The following is a 17,618-nucleotide window of genomic DNA, read 5'->3' on the forward strand; positions in this document are numbered from 1 at the left end:
TAAGGGAGAATAAGTTACATCTACATGAAATTTTTTATGATTTAAAAGGATTTACATGTTTTTACCAAGAATTGAAATAATCTTTTTTGCGTCTTCATTGTCAGGATTTAAGGCGAATGATTTTTTATAATTCAATAATGCCTTCACTTTGTCTCCTTGTTTATAGTACGCTTCTGCTAAACTGTCGAATACATTACCTGATTCAGGAAAAAGTTGTGTATTATGTTCAAAGACAAGGATGGCATCGGTAAATTTGTTTTGGCGTAAAAAGTTGTAACCTATCTCATTCAGTGTGGCTTCTGCATCAAAACTATATTCATCATTGTGCTCTTTTTTCATTTTTTCATAAAATGTAATGACCTCCGGACCATTCATCTTTTCTAGCTGGGCAGCAAATCCGACGGATACAGACTTTTTGATCCTGGTATACGGAGTTCCGTCTAAAATTGCTTGAATAGAGGCGTTAAACGCATATAAATTGTTCTGCTGGTTGTTTGTCATCAGGATAACCGTTCTGCCTTTTGCCACGGTGCTGACTAGTAAGGCCTGGTAATTTCTGGCAGTGCCATCGTGTTGATGGCTGATTATCCGGTTACCGTCCATCATACCGCCGCCTAAACCAGCTTGTTGATTAGGGCCTGCTGCTTCCAGGATCTGTTTAGTGGAGGCCGGGCTGATGAGTTTAAAGTTTGTAATGGCATTGGCCCATTTGTAAAAGTCATCAAGCGTTACTGCTACCCAGCCATTAATGGGGTACGTCAGCTCATCTTCTGCATGGTCATTGTTATAAGCTCTGGCTATGAGTTTATCGGCAGCTAAAGGATCTACAATAGCAGTGCTCATTCCAGCCGGTTTTAATAAATATTCCGCCGTAAATGCTGTAAATGATAAACCTGTAATCTTTTCAATGATCCTTCTTTGCAGAAATATATTGTTGTTGTTATAAGCATACTGGCTGCCGGGTTCGAAATCAAGCTGTGTTGTTTTCCTCAGCTCTTCCATATTATCTGCATTACTTTTCACCAGTTTCCATTTTACATCGGGGATACCGCTCGTATATTGCAATAAATTGAGGATATGGATCTTGGAAGCCCATGCAGGCAGCTCAGGGAGATATTTAGAAACAGGGTCTTCCAGCGCCAATTTTCCCTGTTCTTTCAGGATCATGATACCAACCGCATTAAATTCTTTAGCAATAGAGCCAATATGAAAACGATAGTGTTCGGTTAAACTGGTTTTTCCGGCAGCATCTGTAAAACCAATAGCGTCTTTATAAATTACCTGGTAATTTTCTGCAATCAGTACATTGCCATTAAATAACCCCAGATGGTTTGCCTGATGTAACAGCGAGTCCAGTTGCGCGGTTTTACTGGTTTGTGCATTAGATTTTTGGGTCAACAGGATCAGCAGGCTGATGACAAGGATGTTGATTGCAGATTTTTTGAAAGTATTCATGTGTGGCTGTTTTCTGTAAGACTCCCGGATAGCTGAATTGTTTCAGCAATTGTTGCTATATCTTCAGCTTGATTTGTTGGGTCAGCTAATTTTTGTACAACACAGTTTGTTGGGCAGTTGTGATATAGTACTATACCAGTATCCCTACAGTACATAGCTGAAATACAGGTCATTTTCCTGTTTTCAATAAGAATTACAGTTAAGCTGCTTTAGAAAAAAAGCGGCGGCTAAGCAGGTGCTTATAAAGTAGCAGATTTACCAAGATCAGTGCCATTCCATAAAAGACATCTTCTACAGGGATGGTTAATATTCTGAAACCAATAATCTGGTTACTATCATACCAGACTATAGGTGCATCAAGGCCGGTTCCGGTCAGTAAACCATTGACGATTAAAAAAGGAAACAGCAGTATCGTGTAAATGATATAAAATTTGGGCAGCCAGCCAATCTTCAGCACGTATCTGCTCCAGACAAGTACGGCAGCCAGTAATAAAAATGTTGCTGCCGGATAAATATGACTGCGGTAGCTAATCGACAACAGTATACAAATCAGGATAAGTACCGGGGTCAGGATCTTTTCAACGCGGAGCGGGATCGGTTTTTTAATAAAAAGATCCAGACAATGAAAGGTAAATACGCAGGCATAAGGGATACAAAAGAAGAATAGAATTTCTTCTAAAGGCATATTAGCTACTTTTAAACCAATAAGGTAATCGGGATTAAAACCCCAGACACCAAGACTGGTGAAATATACATCCCAAAGCAGGAAAATAATTCCGGTGAGCACTACCGCAGGAAAAAAAGCTTTCCAGGTTTTGTAGAAATTTAATTTTGGATGGAAAGAATAAATGAAAGGAACACTAATCGTGAAAAAATCAATCAGGAGATACGTGTACTTCATACTTCTGTTTTTTTATTGTTTTCGAAGAAATATTTAAAGGGAACCCATAACATTCCGAAACACTCTCCATGTTCTTTATTGATATGTTTATGGTGCATTTTGTGCGCCCTTCTAATAGCTTTAAAATACCAGTGTTCTGATTTCCTGAATATTTTAAACCGCTGGTGTATGAAAATATCATGGATAAAAAAGTAGGCCGCACCATACAAGGTAATTCCTATACCTATATAAAGGGCAATAGTATTCCCGTAAAAAGAGCCTAAACCCAGGCAGATAATTCCTGGAATGGCAAAAATCAAAAAGAAAAAGTCATTTCTTTCTAAAAAGCCTTCATGATCTTTGTGATGATGATCACTGTGTAAATTCCAGAACAATCCGTGCATGATATATTTGTGCGTAAACCACGCAACGCCTTCCATCCCAATGAAAGTTGCTGCTACAATCAGGGTATTAATTAGCCAGTTACTCATAAATTGAATAGTTGATGATGATACTTTTTAACACGTTCAAAGCAAATTTTTAACCAGATAGTATATTCCTCCGGATTCGTTTTTAGCGCTGTTTCCAAGGCTTCAAGAGTCACATATTTGAAAGCCGCAACTTCCTCAGGATTGAGGACCGGAGTTTGGTCACTACTGCCAAAATAGACATGATCAAATTCGTTTTCTGAAAGACCATCTTCTAAATCGGCCTGATAGATAAAACTAAATCCAAAATCCAATACACAATCCATACCCATTTCTTCCTGCAATCTTCTTTTGGCCCCAATAGCGGTTTCCTCGCCAGGATAGGGATGACTACAGCAAGTATTACTCCATAGACCACCAGAATGGTATTTATCTAATGCCCGTTGCTGTAACAGGAATTCGCCTTTTTGATTGAAAATAAATATCGAAAATGCACGGTGAAGTTCTCCGCGTTCATGGGCTTCCATTTTCTCCATTGCTCCTGTCATTACATCGGCCTGATCTACAAGTATTACGTGATCTTTCATTTTGTTAAGCTGTTACGTTCTTTTTCAGTCAGGTTTTTGGAAGCAAACAAATAGTTAATTACCAACTGTTTGAGTGGCTTGTCCTGTAACTGATCCAGATTCTTTATTAATATCTTTTTGTCTGCTGTAATGTGGTCATTGTAACCAAGAAAAGCAGGAAGGTTAGTTTGAATGGTAAATCTTAAAAACCGGATTTCCATATTTCCGGAGTCAATGGCAACTGCACTTTCAATGAATTCTTTACCCTTTTTAAATCTCCTGTATTTTGAAATAGGGCTGATCGTATATTTAGCCTGCATCATTTCGGCAACCCCTTTATAACAGATCAAAAGCTCACTGGACTGCGCATCTACTTTAGAGAGCAGTTCCAGCAGTTTACCTGCTGCTGCTTTATCTGTTGCTGACTGATAATATAATGCCCGCAATTCTGTAATATCCGGATAGGGTGGGTTTATAGACATCAGCAGAATCAAAAGGGTTAAGGTTTTCATAGCGCATTCATTTTATAGCGAATGATGGAATCACACATTAACCCAAATTTATGGCTGTTCGAAATCCGGATTCTTTCGGACATTACTTTTTCAGCTGTTGCGCCCTTAATCTTATTAAACAATTCTTTATAATAGATATAAGCCAGGTAAACTCCATTTTTGGAAGAAGCTGGAAGTTGTTTAATCCCAGCAAGTGCCTGCTTGAATTCTTCTTCTATTTCCTTTTCAATAATTTGTTTTTCGTGGTTTGAGAAAACAGAAAGATCGATATTTGGGAAATAGGTACGGCTCAGGTTAAAATAATCTGCATTAATATCTCTTAGAAAGTTCACCTTCTGAAATGCTGATCCTAATTTCATTGCTGAACCTTTAAGCTTTTCATATTGTACTTTATCACCTTCTGTAAAAACATTCAGACACATTAAACCCACAACTTCTGCTGAACCCAGGATGTACTGATCATAAAGCTCTGGCGTGTATTTTGTTTTGTCAAGGTCCATAGCCATGCTTTTTAAAAACAATTCAATCAGTTCTTTATCAATGGCATATTCATTAACGACCTGCTGAAAAGAGTTTAATATCGGATTCAGACTGATCTTATGTTCGATAGCCTCATAGCAGTCCTGTCTGAATTTTGCAAGCAGAAAGGGTTTGTCAAAATCATGAAAGCTATCTACAATTTCGTCTGCAAGGCGTACGAATCCATAAATTGAATAAATTGGGTTCCGCAATTTCTTTCCTAAGAAATAGATGCCCAAGGAAAAGCTGGTACTGTAACGTTTGGTTGTGATCTTACTGCACTCTGCAGATAACCGATCAAATATCTCTTTCATAGTTTTTATTAAAGTATTTTATCAGTTGACTGGCAGCTACATGGCCTGAAATAATGGATGGAGGAACGCCTGGGCCTGGTACAGTAAGCTGGCCTGCATAGAACAGGTTTTCCAGCTTTTTGTTTTTTAAAGAAGGCTTTAAGTTGGCGGTTTGCATCAGCGTATTGGCCAGACCATAAGCATTACCTTTATATGCGTTATAATCCAGCTTAAAATCTGCTACACAATAACTGGTTTTATAATCCAGGTGCTTACGGATTTCAACGCCGGTATAGGTTTCCAGGCGGTTCATGATCAGCTCAAAATATTGTTCCCTCAGAGTTGCTGTATCTTCCATATTCGTTGCCAGAGGCATCAGTACAAACAGGTTTTCATGTCCTTCAGGTGCCACTGTATGGTCGGTTCTGGATGGACAGCAGACATAAAATAAGGGTTTAGAAGGCCATTGCGGTTCTTTGTAAATTTCAATGGCATGTTGTTTCAGGTCTTCATCAAAGAATAAGGTATGATGGCCTAAACGTTCTGTTTTCCGAGTTACGCCCAGGTAAAAAATCAGGCAGGAGGGAGCAAGCACACGTTGGTCCCAATATTTCTCCTGATAATTCCTGTAATTTTCGCCAAGCAGCTTTTCTTCTACGTGATGATAATCAGCGGCAGCAATATAGCCGTCATATGCTTTTATTTGTTTGGGAGTACTCAGGTTCAGAATGTGTTTCCCCTCGATTTTTAAGGCAGAAACAGGTTCATCTAAATGAAATTTTACGCCATTCTTTTCTGCGACAGTTTTCATCGCCTCTATTACTTTTCCAAATCCGCCTTTAGGATACCATGTTCCCAGTTTCAGGCCTGCATAGTTCATCAAACTGTATAATGCAGGGGTATCTTCTGGTGTTGCACCCAAAAATAAAACCGGAAATTCCATCAGAGCAATGAGCTTCGGGTGCTTAAAATATTTTTTAACGTGATTGCTGAAAGAGGTGAATACTTGTAATTTAAAGACCCCTTTAATCAGATCCATATCTGCGAATTCCAATAAGGACAGCCCCGGTTTATAAACCAGCTTTTCAATGCCTGTTTTATATTTATAAGCTGCTTCTTCCAAAAATTGCTGAAGCTTTAAAGCACTTCCTGGTTCAATAGTTTCAAAGGTGTCACACAAGGCGCTGAAGTTTGCCGGAATATCCAGAACATCATTTTGTCCGTATACGACTGAAAATCCGGGATCTAAAAGCTCCAGTTCGTAAAAATCTTTGGCTTGGTACCCAAAATCGTTAAAGAATTTTTCAAAGACATCTGGCATCCAGTACCAGCTTGGCCCCATGTCAAAAACATAACCATTTTCGGTTTCCATTTGTCTCGCCCGGCCGCCAACGGTACTGTTTTTCTCATATACATCAACTTCATAGCCATTTTTGGCGAGATAGGCTGCTGCACTGATGCCTGCAAATCCGGCACCTATCACTGCTATTTTTGGTATTGGGCTCGCTGTTTTAATTGGCATTAGAGGCGCTTTTGATAGTTTGTTCAAATTCATTGATAGACTGAAACCAATTTACGTTTTTATCCAGTTTTAGCTCACTGATCAGTTTGCCATTGCCTGCCAGATGGATTCTGGCCTCAGGATAAGTGGTGCTTAATTCACTAATATAATCATTTGCTGTTTCTGGTGGCTGACTGCGTACCATAAATAATAGCAGATGTTTGATTTGCTTGTTTTGCATCGCATCTTTCACAGATTCTAATGGAACTCTGCTACCGAGGTAGATAACTTTTTGCCCGGCTTGTTTAAGAATGTAATTGGCAAACAACAGACCAATATCGTGACCATCAGTTTCCGGCAAAAAAAGGAGCCAGGATGATTTTACCTGGGTAACCGCAGGGAGATCATTAATGGCAGCATAGAGTTTTTGCCTGATGATATTGGATAAAAAATGTTCTTGTGCCGGGCAGATGTCGTCTTTTCTCCACATCAATCCTAATCTCACCAAAAGAGGATAAATTACCTGCTTATAGGTCGTGATCATCCCATTTTCCAGGATACATTGATTGATCAGCTGATCAAATTCTGATTCGTTATAAACCAGGCCGTATTTTAAAAGCTGAGCGGTATAGTATTCAAAATGTGCATCATTTGAAATCGTCTGATCTATTTCTTTTTTGAGGAAATCATTCATCTCCTTTTCAGAGAGGGCGCACACTTGCGATATTTTCAGACCGGTCTGACTGATGCTGACAATATTCAGCAGTCTTTTGAGGTGATCATCATTGTACATGCGCGTATTTCCTGCTGAACGCATAGGGTCCAGCGCATTATACCTCCGTTCCCAGATCCTGATGGTATGGACTTGTACGCCCGATAATTGTTCAAGGTCAGAAATAGAGTAGTTCATTATGTTTGTCTAGATTTATTTTGTTAAATCTAGACAAACATAATGAACTTTCCTTTAATTTTAGCTGAATAAGTAGCAGTTTATAGCCAGGAGTGCTAAAATATATTTAAAGTTAAATGAGTTGATAGGGGTTTGATGTAGTCGCTGCGTCTACAGTGCATGATATGGAAAGCTTTAAAATACTGCCCTTTATTTTTTGCCCTGCTACTTTCTATATTGGTCATCGGTTTGACTTCATGTGTTTTAACTTCTAAATTAACCAGTTTCAACTTTCTTAATTTCTATCATTGCCAGTTTCTGGATGCGTTTTTTTCTTATTATACTTTTATGGGTAATGGGGCAATGTGCATATTCACGATTGTCCTGTTGTTTTTTCTAAAGAGAAAGAAGTTCGCATTGGCATTATTACTGGCATTTTTAAGTTCTGGAATTATTGTTCAGCTTTTAAAGAAGTTGATCAACGAGCCCAGACCACCTCTTTATTTTGAGCAGATCGGTTTCAAATATTCTTATTTCATTACCGGAGTACAGCAAATGCACTCTGGCTCATTTCCTTCCGGTCATTCTGCTTCTGCATTTGCCATGTCTATAGTGATTGCCTTATATTTTAAAAATAAACGAGTTAGTATTTTATGTTTGTTACTGGCTTTATTTGCAGGCTATTCGAGAATTTATCTGGCACATCACTTTTTGCCCGATGTAATGGTTGGCGCATTAATCGGGTCTGTATCCGGGTTACTAACTTATTATTTTATCTGGCAGCCTGCAGGACTGTATACCAAGGTAATTACTGAGTTTAATGGGGTCTTGAAATCATTCTAATATTTAAAAACTTTCCCATCTACCATCACTTCCTGTGTAGCTTCATCGAAAACAGCTTTCTTGCCGGTTCTAACAGCTGCATTGGTCATAATATTAGCAATAGAGTGGTAATAACCCACTTCTACAGGAGCATGAGTCTGTTTACGGGATCTGATACATTCCATCCAGTTCCGCATATGGGCAGAAGTTAACTTATCACCCCCTGTATTTGCGGAAGCTGCTACTTTTTCAGTCACATTGGTTAGTTTCAGTTCAGGCAGCAGGTTTGGCTGCATGTGCATCGCACTTGCGGCATCAGCTTTAAGGCCGCCTTTAGCAGAAACCATATTTGTATTCAGATTCAATTCGCCACCGTTGGAGTAATAGATTTCTGCCGGGTTTTCATCACCGTTGTGCATCCTGGAGGTAAAGACCACCTGAAAGCCATTCTCCGGATTATTTTGTTGGCCGTAATCAAATACTGCTGTGGTGGTATCCCAGTTCCGCCGTCCGTCTTTCCATTGATATATCCCTCCATTGGCCACAACGCTACGCGGATGTTTTAAACCTGTAAACCAGTGTACCGTGTCAATCTGATGTGACATCCATTGTCCGGGCATCCCTGAAGAATAGGGCCAGAACAAACGATATTCCAGGTAGATACGCGGGTCCCATTCTTCAAATGGACGGTTGATTAAAAAGCGTTTCCAGTCTGTATCCTCCTGTTTTAATTTAGCCACTAAATCTGGTCTGCGCCAGCGTCCGGGCTGGTTTACATTCCAGCTCAGTTCTACCATCGTAATATCGCCGAACTTACCGGATTTAATAAATTGTTCGGCAGCTATATAATTATCACCACTTCTGCGCTGCGAACCGATTTGAAGAATCTGCTGAGAACCTTTAACTGCTTTTAAAGCTGCGCGGGCATCGGACATGGTTTCTGCAAAAGGCTTTTCACAATAAACATCACATTTGGCATTGATCGCTTCTATGGCATGAACAGCGTGTTGAAAATCTGCTGTACTTACAATCACAGCATCCAGATCTTTCAATTGATACAATTCATCGTTATTGCGACAGGCTGTAATTTCATGTCCCAATTTGGTTTTTAAAAAGTTTTCGCCCAATCCTCTGCGGTAATTCCAGAGATCAGATACGGCAACAATATCAAAATTCAATTCTTTGTAATGGTTGAGGAAGCTGGGGAAAAGTGAAGTGGCAAAGCGGTCTGAAAAACCGACCACACCAACTCTCACCCGGTCATTCGCACCTATAATATTTCCGTAACTTTTAGCAGATAAGCCCATAGTTCCCATATAGGTTCCCGCGGCAGCAATTGCAGTTTGCTTGATAAATTTTCTTCTTGATGCTAACATAGCTGGCGGGATTTAAAGTTGTTTTAATTTAATACTTCTAAAAAATACCTGATCACCGTGATCCTGTAACAGGATATGACCTTTTGGAGCCATCCCAAAATTTTTCCAGTCTTTATACTTGCTATCGGCTACCAAAGCAAGGAACTCTGCCGATCCTCTCACATATTCCAGGATCTTATAACCATTTAACCAATATTGTATTTTATTATCTGGATAAACTCTGATGAGCCCGCTGTTCCATTCTCCGATTTTCCGCTGTGCATTAGGAATTTTTTTACTGGTGATCAGATCATATAAAGAACCCAGTGTCCTGTTTCCGTTTTTTCCGAGTTTAGCATCCGGATGTCTTTCATCATCCAGTATTTGATATTCTGGGCCGATTGCAGAGCCTTTATTTCCTTCGGTAAGGGTTACAAAATATTTAACACCGCTATTTGCACCTTCAGTTAACTTAAAATCGAATTTCAGTTCAAAGGCACCGTATTCTTTTTCGGTTACAATATCACCGCCATTGGTAGCTTCTGCTCCGTTGGATTTCTGAACGCTTAATTCTCCGTCTTTAATGAGCCAGCCACTTTCAGGGAAAGTCTTTTTATAAGCGCCCCGCCAGCCTTTGGTCGTTTTTCCATCCCACAGCAAACTATAGCCTGCTGCTTTTTCCTGTGAAGAAACGGTATTGGGAACCAGGTTAACCACATAAATATCATCGGCTTTGGATGGTTTCAGCTGCCCGGTCTGTATGCGGATATTACGCCAGTGGATTTGTTTGCCTGGCTGGTCATCTTTATTAATCGCATGTACTTGCAGTGCGATAAAGCCGGCAGGAGTAAGCGCGTCTACTACATTGGCAGTGGGAACGCCGTTAATCCAGGTACGGATAGAGTTTCCAATACATTCGATGCGGTATTTGTTCCACTGGTCATTTTTAAAGGCTTGTTGTCCTTTAGGGTTAATGTCCAGTGGATATAACCAGCCTCTTCTTGCTTCATCGTAAATACCTCCTGAAAACTTACGGTCGGATGGGTCAACTTCTACCTGGTAACCGTGGACTCTTCCATTTTGATAATCAGCAGTGCTTTCGCTCCTGATTTGTACACCAGAATTCATAGAATTATCTACTTTCAGTTCCAGTTCGAGAATAAAGTCACTATAATTTTTTGTGGTGGCCAGAAAGGAATTTGGGGTGTTGGAGACTGTCGTTCCTACGATCTCGCCATTCACTACTTCATATTTGGCCTTTCCGTTAAGTTGTTTCCAGCCTTTGAGATCTTTTCCATTAAAGAGGTTCTGCCATTGCTGATTTTGTGCCTGCAGGGTTGAAGGCAAGCTGACTAATAATAAACCCGCGAGGGTTAACAGGTGCTTTGTTTTCATATTTGGTTAGTAGGTTGATCTTTGGTTTGTCGATTTAGCTAATCTAATATAGTGTAATGATAAGTAAGAGTGAAACTATAAACTACTGTCAACTTATTGATATTTAATTAGGTAAAGGGCAAGTAGTGTATTAAATACACTTTTTTCATCGTTTAGCTTTCTTTTGTAAAAACTTGGTTACGATAAAAGAAAAAGCTGTATTCGAATAGATACACTTGCGTATTTGATTATATACAACTTGTCTATAAAAGGGAACGTTTGCTAAAACAGACGTTTATGGTGACATTGAGGTTGTTTTATAGTACTGATAATGAGGTCGGTAAGAATTTATAATGTTTTTTCTTTTGAGTTTAAGCCTTAATAGCCTCAAAAACACATTTTTTAATTGCTCACAGTTGTATGCGCTTGATTAGTAGTTGTTAATGGCAGAATTTTTGACGTGATCCGGATAGTTAATATTTACAACCCTAAAACAAAAAGTTATGGCTTTCAAAGCAAGATTAAACTTTTCGGGCAAGGAGTACGATGTGCTTCACTGTGCCTATTCTCTAAACCGTGATGTAGATGCAAAAGGAAGACCCTCTTCCGGAGTGTATGGTGGTACAATCGACATTGAGCTCGAATCTACCGAAGACACCTCTGTTATCGAAGCAATGGTAAACAACCAGTACAAACCTTTAGCCGGCACGCTGCTGATCAAAAAATCAGAGGAAGATGCCAAGATGAAGGAAGTTCATTTTGAAGACGGGTATATTGTGAAATATACCGAAGGAATCAACATCACCGGAGATAATCCGATGACCTTGAAGTTCCAGATCTCTGCACGTAAACTAAAAGCAGGGAATGCCGAGCATGTTAATGATTGGCCAAAAGCGTAATTCAAATTCAGGAAGTTTAACATTTAAAAAAAAATTATCATGGCATTTAAAACCAGGTTGACTCTAGGGTCTAAAGAATTCGATGTGCTGCAATGCAGCTATTCATTAAACAGAGATGTGGACGCAAAGGGACGTCCGTCATCAGGAGTTTATGGTGGTACTATCCATTTAGAAATTGAATCTACTGAAGATACTTCAGTGATTGAATCTATGGTGAATAACCAGTATAAGCCTCAGGCAGGAACAATTGTATTTAAAAAGGGTGAAGAAGATGCAAAAATGAAAGAATTGCATTTCGAAGATGGTTACATCATCCAGTACAATGAAGGGATTGCTGTAAATGACAATACTCCAATGACTTTGAGCTTTGTAGTATCTGCACGCAAACTTAAAATTGGTAATGCTGAGCATACCAACGACTGGCCTAAGGCTTAGTCAGTAAATTCTACTGCTTTAGCTGCAGGAAGCCGGGACGGTTTCCTGCAGCTTTTTTTTTGCAATAAATTGTTAACTATTGATTATCATGGTATTAACATTTTAATGTGGCTAAAACCTTAAAATCTCACTTTCTGACTCAGTTTCGGACATATGACACGGTTTAGTCATATTTTGTCGATTAGATACTAAATCGTTATTTCTTAACATTAATTTAATCTTGGAATTGGCAGGATAATCTATTTTTGCGCCTCGAAATATCTAAACAAAACAATAAATTTTACTTCTAACAAAAAACAACAAGTATGAGAAAATCTTTACTCATTTTTTTATTCTCCCTTTTGACTACAGTGGCTGCCTTTGCACAGGTAACTTCAAGTAGTGTATCGGGAAGCGTTAAAGATGCCAAACAAGGGCCGCTTCCAGGTGCATCGATTAAAGCAGTTCACTTACCATCGGGAACATCTTATACAGCAGTCTCTAATAAAGACGGTTTGTTTAATATTCCAGGTATGCGTACTGGTGGACCTTACACTATTGAGGTGAGCTACATTGGCTTCAATAAAAGCACAACTACTGATATTATGCTTCAATTAGGTCAGCCATTTACACTTAAAGCCGTTTTATCTGACGGTGGTGTTCAGTTAGAAGCTGTATCTATCAGAGGTTCAAAACGTATTAGCACTGCAAAATCAGGCGCAAGTACAAACATTAATTCCAAACAACTTTCAACTTTACCATCTTTTTCAAGAAGTATTACTGATTTCACACGTTTAACACCTCAATCAAGCGGAAATAGCTTTGCAGGTCGCGATAGCCGTACAAACAGTATCACTGTAGATGGTGCAAACTTAAATAACACTTTCGGTACTTCTCAGGATTTACTGCCAGGTGGGGGAGCTCAGCCAATCTCTATTGAAGCTTATGATGAGCTTTCGATTAACATTGCACCTTTTGACGTAAAACAGTCTGGTTTTACAGGAGCAGGTGTATATGCAACCACGAAAAGCGGAACAAACACTTTCCACGGTTCCGGATATACTTACTATAAAGATCAATCTTTTAACGGAACAAAAATAGGTGACAACGATATTAGTGCTGCGGTTGCAAAATCAAGTACTAAAACTTACGGATTTACTTTAGGTGGTCCGATTATCAAAAACAAATTATTCTTCTTCACTAACTTTGAAAGAGAAGTATCCAGTAATCCAGGGGTGAGTTTCTCTCCAACAGGTACAGCAGGTAATAAATCGGCTACACCAGTTGCAGATTTAGAAGCTGTTTCGAAATACCTGAAAGAAAACTACGGTTATGAAACCGGAGCTTATGATAACTTCCCTGCCTTCCAGAATAAGAACACTAAGGTCTTATTGAAATTAGACTGGAATATCAACGATAAAAACAAATTAAGCGTTAAATACAGTTATTTACACGCTACTGCTGATCAGATTATCAACTCTACTGGTACACCTAACAGTGGTGCTTATACTTTCACAGGTGCTAATGGCCTGCCTCAGACCCGTGGTAACGGTGGTTTGCCAAATGGTCGTTTCAGTCTGAAGTCTATGGGCTTTGAGAACTCTAACTACGGTTTCCTGAACAAAGTAAGTACAGGTACTGCAGAGTTAAACAGTACAATCAGCCCGAAATTATCTAATCAATTGTTACTTACTTTCAAGAAATATGATAATCCCCGTACTTCTAAAGGTGGTACTTTCCCAACTATTGATATTTTTAATGGTGCTGGTGATAACTATATTTCAGCAGGTTCAGATCCGAACACTAAATACAATGAGATTATTGACAATACAGTTAGTGTATATGATAACATCACTTATTACGCAGGTAAACATACTTTAACTGCTGGTGTAAACTATGAATTCCAAAAAATTGGTAACTCATTCATGCCTGGTGCTGCTGGTTCTTATATCTACAATTCATTAGGTGACTTCTTAAATAACAGAGCTCCAATTCAATTTACCTACAATCAATCTTTGATTCCTGGTGTTGACCAGGTATTCTCTGCGGATCTTAAAGTAGGTACTATCAGTTTATATGCTCAGGATGAGTATAATGTAAATGATAACTTCAAAGTAACTTTCGGCTTACGTGCTGATAAAGGTATGTATATGCAGGACCCAGTGGAAAATCCTCAGATTACAGCTTTACAATTACCTGATGCAAATGGAAAGATGACTAATTACAACACTGGTAAATTTCCAAAATCAAGTATCTTACTTTCTCCAAGAGTTGGTTTCAGAGCAAGTTTACTGGAAGACAAATCGTTGGTGATTCGTGGAGGTATGGGTATCTTTACAGGCCGTATCCCTTATGTATTCTTAACCAATAGCCCAAGTAACAGTGCCATGTATAATTTTGGTGGTGTTGCAACAGCAGATCAGTTAAAGAACATTACTTTAAAAGCTGATCCTTCTGAGTACGCAAGCTTATTCCCGCAAACTGCTGGAACATCAATACAAAACTCTACTGTAGTTATTGATAAAAACTATAAATTCCCTCAGGTATTCAGAGCTGATTTAGCGATTGAAAAAAATCTGGGTAATGGTTTCGCAGCTACTTTTGAAGCTATTTATACCAAAGATATTAATGCAACCAGAATGAGAAATGCGAACCTTAAAACACCAACTGGTGTATTTAATGACGGTGATTTTTCAAGAGTACGTTATGTAGGGACAGGTGCTAATAATGCTGTTGTGGCAGCTGACAGATCTATTTATCCTAACATTGGAACGGTTGTCGTTCTGGAAAACACCAATGAAGGTTACTCTTCTGCTTTAAGTGCACAGTTAACTAAAAACTTCTTCAATGGGTTTAACGCATCGATAGCGTATACTTATACGAAGTCAAAAGAAGCGTTTTCTACGGCAGGTTCTACGGCAGCACAGGTTTGGGCTGCGACTTCTAACGTAGGAACAAGTAATGATATTGAATTGAGAAACTCAGGTAACTATGTTCCTCACCGTATCGTTGCCAGTGCCTCTTATAAATTTAACTACCTGAAACATGGTGCAACTACAATTGGTCTTTTCTACGAAGGTCAGGCGGGAAGCAGCCCATTCAGTTATGTGGTTAACGGAGATTTAAATGGTGATGGTAACGGATCTTCAGATTTGATGTACATTCCAAAAAGAGGTTCAGATGTAAACTTTACTTCTTATACTCAAACTGTTAATGGTATAGGTTATACTTACACTCCTCAGCAACAAGCTGCTGCTTTAGAGCAGTTCATTAATAACTCTCCTTATTTAAGTAAACACAGAGGTGAATATGCAGATAGAAATGCAGCTTTCTCTCCTTGGTATAACCGTATTGATGCAAACATCCTTCAGGATTTCTATATCAATACCGGAAATACAAAACATACTTTACAGTTAAGTGCGGTAGTGATCAACTTGCCTAACTTATTAAATAGAAACTGGGGTATCAAAAAATTCAATACTACGAATAGTCCACTTACTTATACTGGTGTTGATGCTAGTGGAGCGCCGACTTATAACCTTCGTCAGTTTGATGGAAAATTAGTAAATCAGCCTTATCAAAATGCAACTTCAAGTACAACATGGAGTTTGCTGCTAGGTGCTAAATACATTTTTTAATCAGACTTCAATTATTTGATCATAACCCATAAAAATAAATATATACTAATGAAAAAATATATAAGTATCGCTTTAACTTCACTATTGGCACTGACTATGTTTTCCTGCACTAAAAAGGCAGACATAGCAGGTATTGAGCCAAAGTTACCTAATCTGCAATTGAGTAGCTTAGGATACCAGCAAAGCAGTCCTTTTACCCTAACTACAGTTCTGCAATTGAACTTTGGTGCAACGGCAAAAGTTCCTGTAGGGAAATTTATACTAGAAGTATTGGATGGAACTACCGTTGTGAATACGGTAACGTTTCCTTCCTGGTCTGGTAATGATGCGAGTTCAACAGCTAAGGTTGTAAATCATTCGATAAGTTACAGCTTGCAAGATAGCAACTATCCGAATGTTCAGGTTTACAGCGGTTCTATATTGCTTAGCTTAAGCAAACTGAACCTTGCATTTGACAAGACATATTCCGTAAGGGCATCTGCTTATTCAGCAACTGGTGACCTGGTTTCTAAAATAACTCAGTCTGCATTTTTTAAAACTATCCCTGCACCTGTAGTTCCTAAATAATTACAAGCTGTTCACTACAAAAGGCCTGGTAAAACTCAAAAGAGAGTTTGCCAGGCCTTTTTGCATTTATCTATTGTATTTTAGACTAATGACGCACCGCCATCCACAATGATTGTCTGGCCTGTCGCATACTCCTGTTCTATTAAATAGAGATAAGTTTTAGCAAGATCATCAGGATTACCTACTCTTTTAACAGGTAATGAACTTCCAATCTGGTTGAACATTTCCTGCTGCTCCACTAAAGACATACCAGCCCATAGTTCTGTTTTTACCACACCTGGGGAAACAATGTTCACCCTGACTGGCGCGAGTTCTACGGCCATCGCTCTTGCAAAACCTTCCATTGCCGAACAGATACTTGCACCGAGTGACCAGCCTTTACCCGGACGATTACTGGCGATGCCGCTTGTCAATACTATCGATCCTTTAACATAAGGTGAAGCATATTTTACTGCTGAAAATGCTCCCCAATACCTGACCTCGAAGAATTGATGTGCACCAGCTAATGAAGTGTCCTTCAAATCGCCAAGCTGCAGATTTTCACCAGCGGTATAGATGAGGTGGTCGAAAGCACCTATTTGTTCAAAGATATTTTTTACCTGCGTTTCATTGGTAACATCAATTGCATAACCAGTTGCTGTTTCAGGCAATTCTTCCAATGCTTTATTGATCCTTTGCTGATTACTGGAGATAATGATCACTGCCGCATTTTTTGCAGCAGCCGATTTTGCAGTGGCCAGACCAATTCCTGCACTTCCACCTATAATAACAATTTTTTGTCCCTGTAAAGCTTCTTTGCTTGTTGCTATTTGTTCCATTTTTTTAAGGCTATATTTTAATGGTAGCAAAGGTAGCCCTGGTGTTGCTGAGGGGATTTACCAAATGGTAAAAAGCAGTACCTTACCGGATATTCTTCCGGATTCTGCTCAAAGATTGTTGTGTAATGCCTAAATAAGAGGCCACATCACTTAGCGGAACCCTTAAGGCAATATCCGGCTGCTGTAAAATAAATTTCTGATACCTGGTTGTCGCGTCTTCACCCATATAAGAATTACGGACTTTTATTTTTTCCAGCAGGCTTTGCTGGAAAATAGTAGTGGTTAAATCTTTAAAATAGGGGATAGCATCGTATAGATGTAGTAATTTGTCTTTAGACAATACAATTAGTTCTGCATCACAGGCTGCTATAATACTTTCGTTAGCGGGAACACTATCATTGAGGCTATTCAGGATCGTGCAGAACCGGTGCTCTTTCAGAAAAAACTGGGTCACTGGATTTCCCTTGTCACTGAAAGAAACGATTTTAAGGATGCCTTTACAAACAAAGAATAATTCTCTGGCCAGTTTACCTTGCTGTAATAAAACTTCCCCTTCTTTAACTTTACGAAATTGCAGCTGCAGATTAATAAGAGTTTGATCGGACTCACTAATAGCTCTGTATAACCGGAGGAAGTCAAAAATAGGCTGGAAGTTATCATTTTGCATTTACAAATCTATTCAATTGAT

17 protein-coding genes are annotated in these 17,618 nt (G+C 39.0%); 5 read left to right on the top strand and 12 right to left on the bottom strand.

The window, feature by feature from the left end; translation table 11 throughout:
• Window positions 1-51: 51 nt before the first annotated feature.
• The 8 genes from LY11_RS08255 to LY11_RS08290 all read right to left on the bottom strand — a co-directional run bounded on the left by LY11_RS08255 (window position 52) and on the right by LY11_RS08290 (window position 7,064).
• On the bottom strand, window positions 52-1,455 hold the full coding sequence (locus LY11_RS08255; RefSeq protein WP_111633239.1) for a serine hydrolase domain-containing protein: 1,404 nt from the start codon (window positions 1,453-1,455) through the stop codon (window positions 52-54).
• A 199-nt stretch (window positions 1,456-1,654) separates the two neighbouring features.
• Window positions 1,655-2,356, bottom strand: a complete 702-nt coding sequence (locus tag LY11_RS08260; protein WP_111633240.1) for a lycopene cyclase domain-containing protein — start codon at window positions 2,354-2,356, stop codon at window positions 1,655-1,657.
• A complete protein-coding gene (locus LY11_RS08265; protein WP_111633241.1) occupies window positions 2,353-2,826 on the bottom strand; it encodes a sterol desaturase family protein in 474 nt (157 codons plus the stop codon). The genes LY11_RS08260 and LY11_RS08265 overlap by 4 nt, the downstream gene beginning before the upstream one ends.
• A complete protein-coding gene (gene idi / locus LY11_RS08270; RefSeq protein ID WP_111633242.1) occupies window positions 2,823-3,350 on the bottom strand; it encodes an isopentenyl-diphosphate Delta-isomerase in 528 nt (175 codons plus the stop codon). The genes LY11_RS08265 and idi overlap by 4 nt, the downstream gene beginning before the upstream one ends.
• Window positions 3,347-3,841, bottom strand: coding sequence for a hypothetical protein (locus tag LY11_RS08275; RefSeq protein WP_111633243.1), 495 nt, complete (start codon window positions 3,839-3,841; stop codon window positions 3,347-3,349). Before LY11_RS08275 ends, idi begins: the two co-directional genes overlap by 4 nt.
• Window positions 3,838-4,674: a phytoene/squalene synthase family protein gene (locus LY11_RS08280; RefSeq protein ID WP_111633244.1), complete on the bottom strand. Its 837-nt coding sequence runs from the start codon at window positions 4,672-4,674 to the stop codon at window positions 3,838-3,840. Before LY11_RS08280 ends, LY11_RS08275 begins: the two co-directional genes overlap by 4 nt.
• Window positions 4,658-6,175 (bottom strand): phytoene desaturase family protein, encoded by a 1,518-nt coding sequence (locus tag LY11_RS08285; protein ID WP_111633245.1) that lies wholly within the window; start codon window positions 6,173-6,175, stop codon window positions 4,658-4,660. The genes LY11_RS08280 and LY11_RS08285 overlap by 17 nt, the downstream gene beginning before the upstream one ends.
• Entirely contained in the window at window positions 6,165-7,064 is a 900-nt protein-coding gene (locus tag LY11_RS08290) for a MerR family transcriptional regulator (RefSeq protein ID WP_111633246.1), read from the bottom strand. The genes LY11_RS08285 and LY11_RS08290 overlap by 11 nt, the downstream gene beginning before the upstream one ends.
• Before the next feature lie 159 nt (window positions 7,065-7,223).
• Here LY11_RS08290 and LY11_RS08295 point away from each other — a divergent pair, with 159 nt between their 5' ends.
• A complete protein-coding gene (locus tag LY11_RS08295; RefSeq protein ID WP_111633247.1) occupies window positions 7,224-7,886 on the top strand; it encodes a phosphatase PAP2 family protein in 663 nt (220 codons plus the stop codon).
• Here LY11_RS08295 and LY11_RS08300 read toward each other — a convergent pair.
• Both LY11_RS08300 and LY11_RS08305 read right to left on the bottom strand, forming a co-directional pair.
• A complete protein-coding gene (locus LY11_RS08300; protein WP_111633248.1) occupies window positions 7,883-9,241 on the bottom strand; it encodes a Gfo/Idh/MocA family protein in 1,359 nt (452 codons plus the stop codon). The two genes, LY11_RS08295 and LY11_RS08300, sit on opposite strands and share 4 nt — an antisense overlap.
• A gap of 12 nt (window positions 9,242-9,253) precedes the next feature.
• The gene (locus tag LY11_RS08305) at window positions 9,254-10,615 is read right to left on the bottom strand and encodes a 3-keto-disaccharide hydrolase (protein ID WP_111633249.1); all 1,362 of its coding nucleotides are present in this window, start codon (window positions 10,613-10,615) and stop codon (window positions 9,254-9,256) included.
• A gap of 482 nt (window positions 10,616-11,097) precedes the next feature.
• Here LY11_RS08305 and tssD (LY11_RS08310) point away from each other — a divergent pair, with 482 nt between their 5' ends.
• From tssD (LY11_RS08310) to LY11_RS08325, 4 genes are all read left to right on the top strand, one after another.
• Window positions 11,098-11,493, top strand: coding sequence for a type VI secretion system tube protein TssD (gene tssD, locus LY11_RS08310; protein ID WP_068398956.1), 396 nt, complete (start codon window positions 11,098-11,100; stop codon window positions 11,491-11,493).
• Between the two features lie 39 nt (window positions 11,494-11,532).
• The gene (gene tssD / locus LY11_RS08315) at window positions 11,533-11,928 is read left to right on the top strand and encodes a type VI secretion system tube protein TssD (protein WP_041878824.1); all 396 of its coding nucleotides are present in this window, start codon (window positions 11,533-11,535) and stop codon (window positions 11,926-11,928) included.
• Between the two features lie 305 nt (window positions 11,929-12,233).
• A complete protein-coding gene (locus tag LY11_RS08320; protein ID WP_111633250.1) occupies window positions 12,234-15,545 on the top strand; it encodes a TonB-dependent receptor in 3,312 nt (1,103 codons plus the stop codon).
• 48 nt (window positions 15,546-15,593) lie between these two features.
• Window positions 15,594-16,112 (top strand): hypothetical protein, encoded by a 519-nt coding sequence (locus LY11_RS08325; protein ID WP_111633251.1) that lies wholly within the window; start codon window positions 15,594-15,596, stop codon window positions 16,110-16,112.
• 80 nt (window positions 16,113-16,192) lie between these two features.
• On the opposite strand, the gene LY11_RS08330 is transcribed toward LY11_RS08325, so the two are convergent.
• Entirely contained in the window at window positions 16,193-16,930 is a 738-nt protein-coding gene (locus LY11_RS08330) for an SDR family oxidoreductase (RefSeq protein WP_111633252.1), read from the bottom strand.
• A gap of 82 nt (window positions 16,931-17,012) precedes the next feature.
• Window positions 17,013-17,597 carry a Crp/Fnr family transcriptional regulator gene (locus tag LY11_RS08335; protein WP_111633253.1) on the bottom strand — a complete coding sequence of 195 codons (585 nt, stop codon included), beginning with the start codon at window positions 17,595-17,597 and terminating at the stop codon, window positions 17,013-17,015.
• Window positions 17,598-17,618 lie beyond the last annotated feature (21 nt).

Origin of the sequence: Pedobacter cryoconitis (genome assembly GCF_003259615.1) — a bacterium.
GTDB lineage: Bacteria > Bacteroidota > Bacteroidia > Sphingobacteriales > Sphingobacteriaceae > Pedobacter > Pedobacter cryoconitis.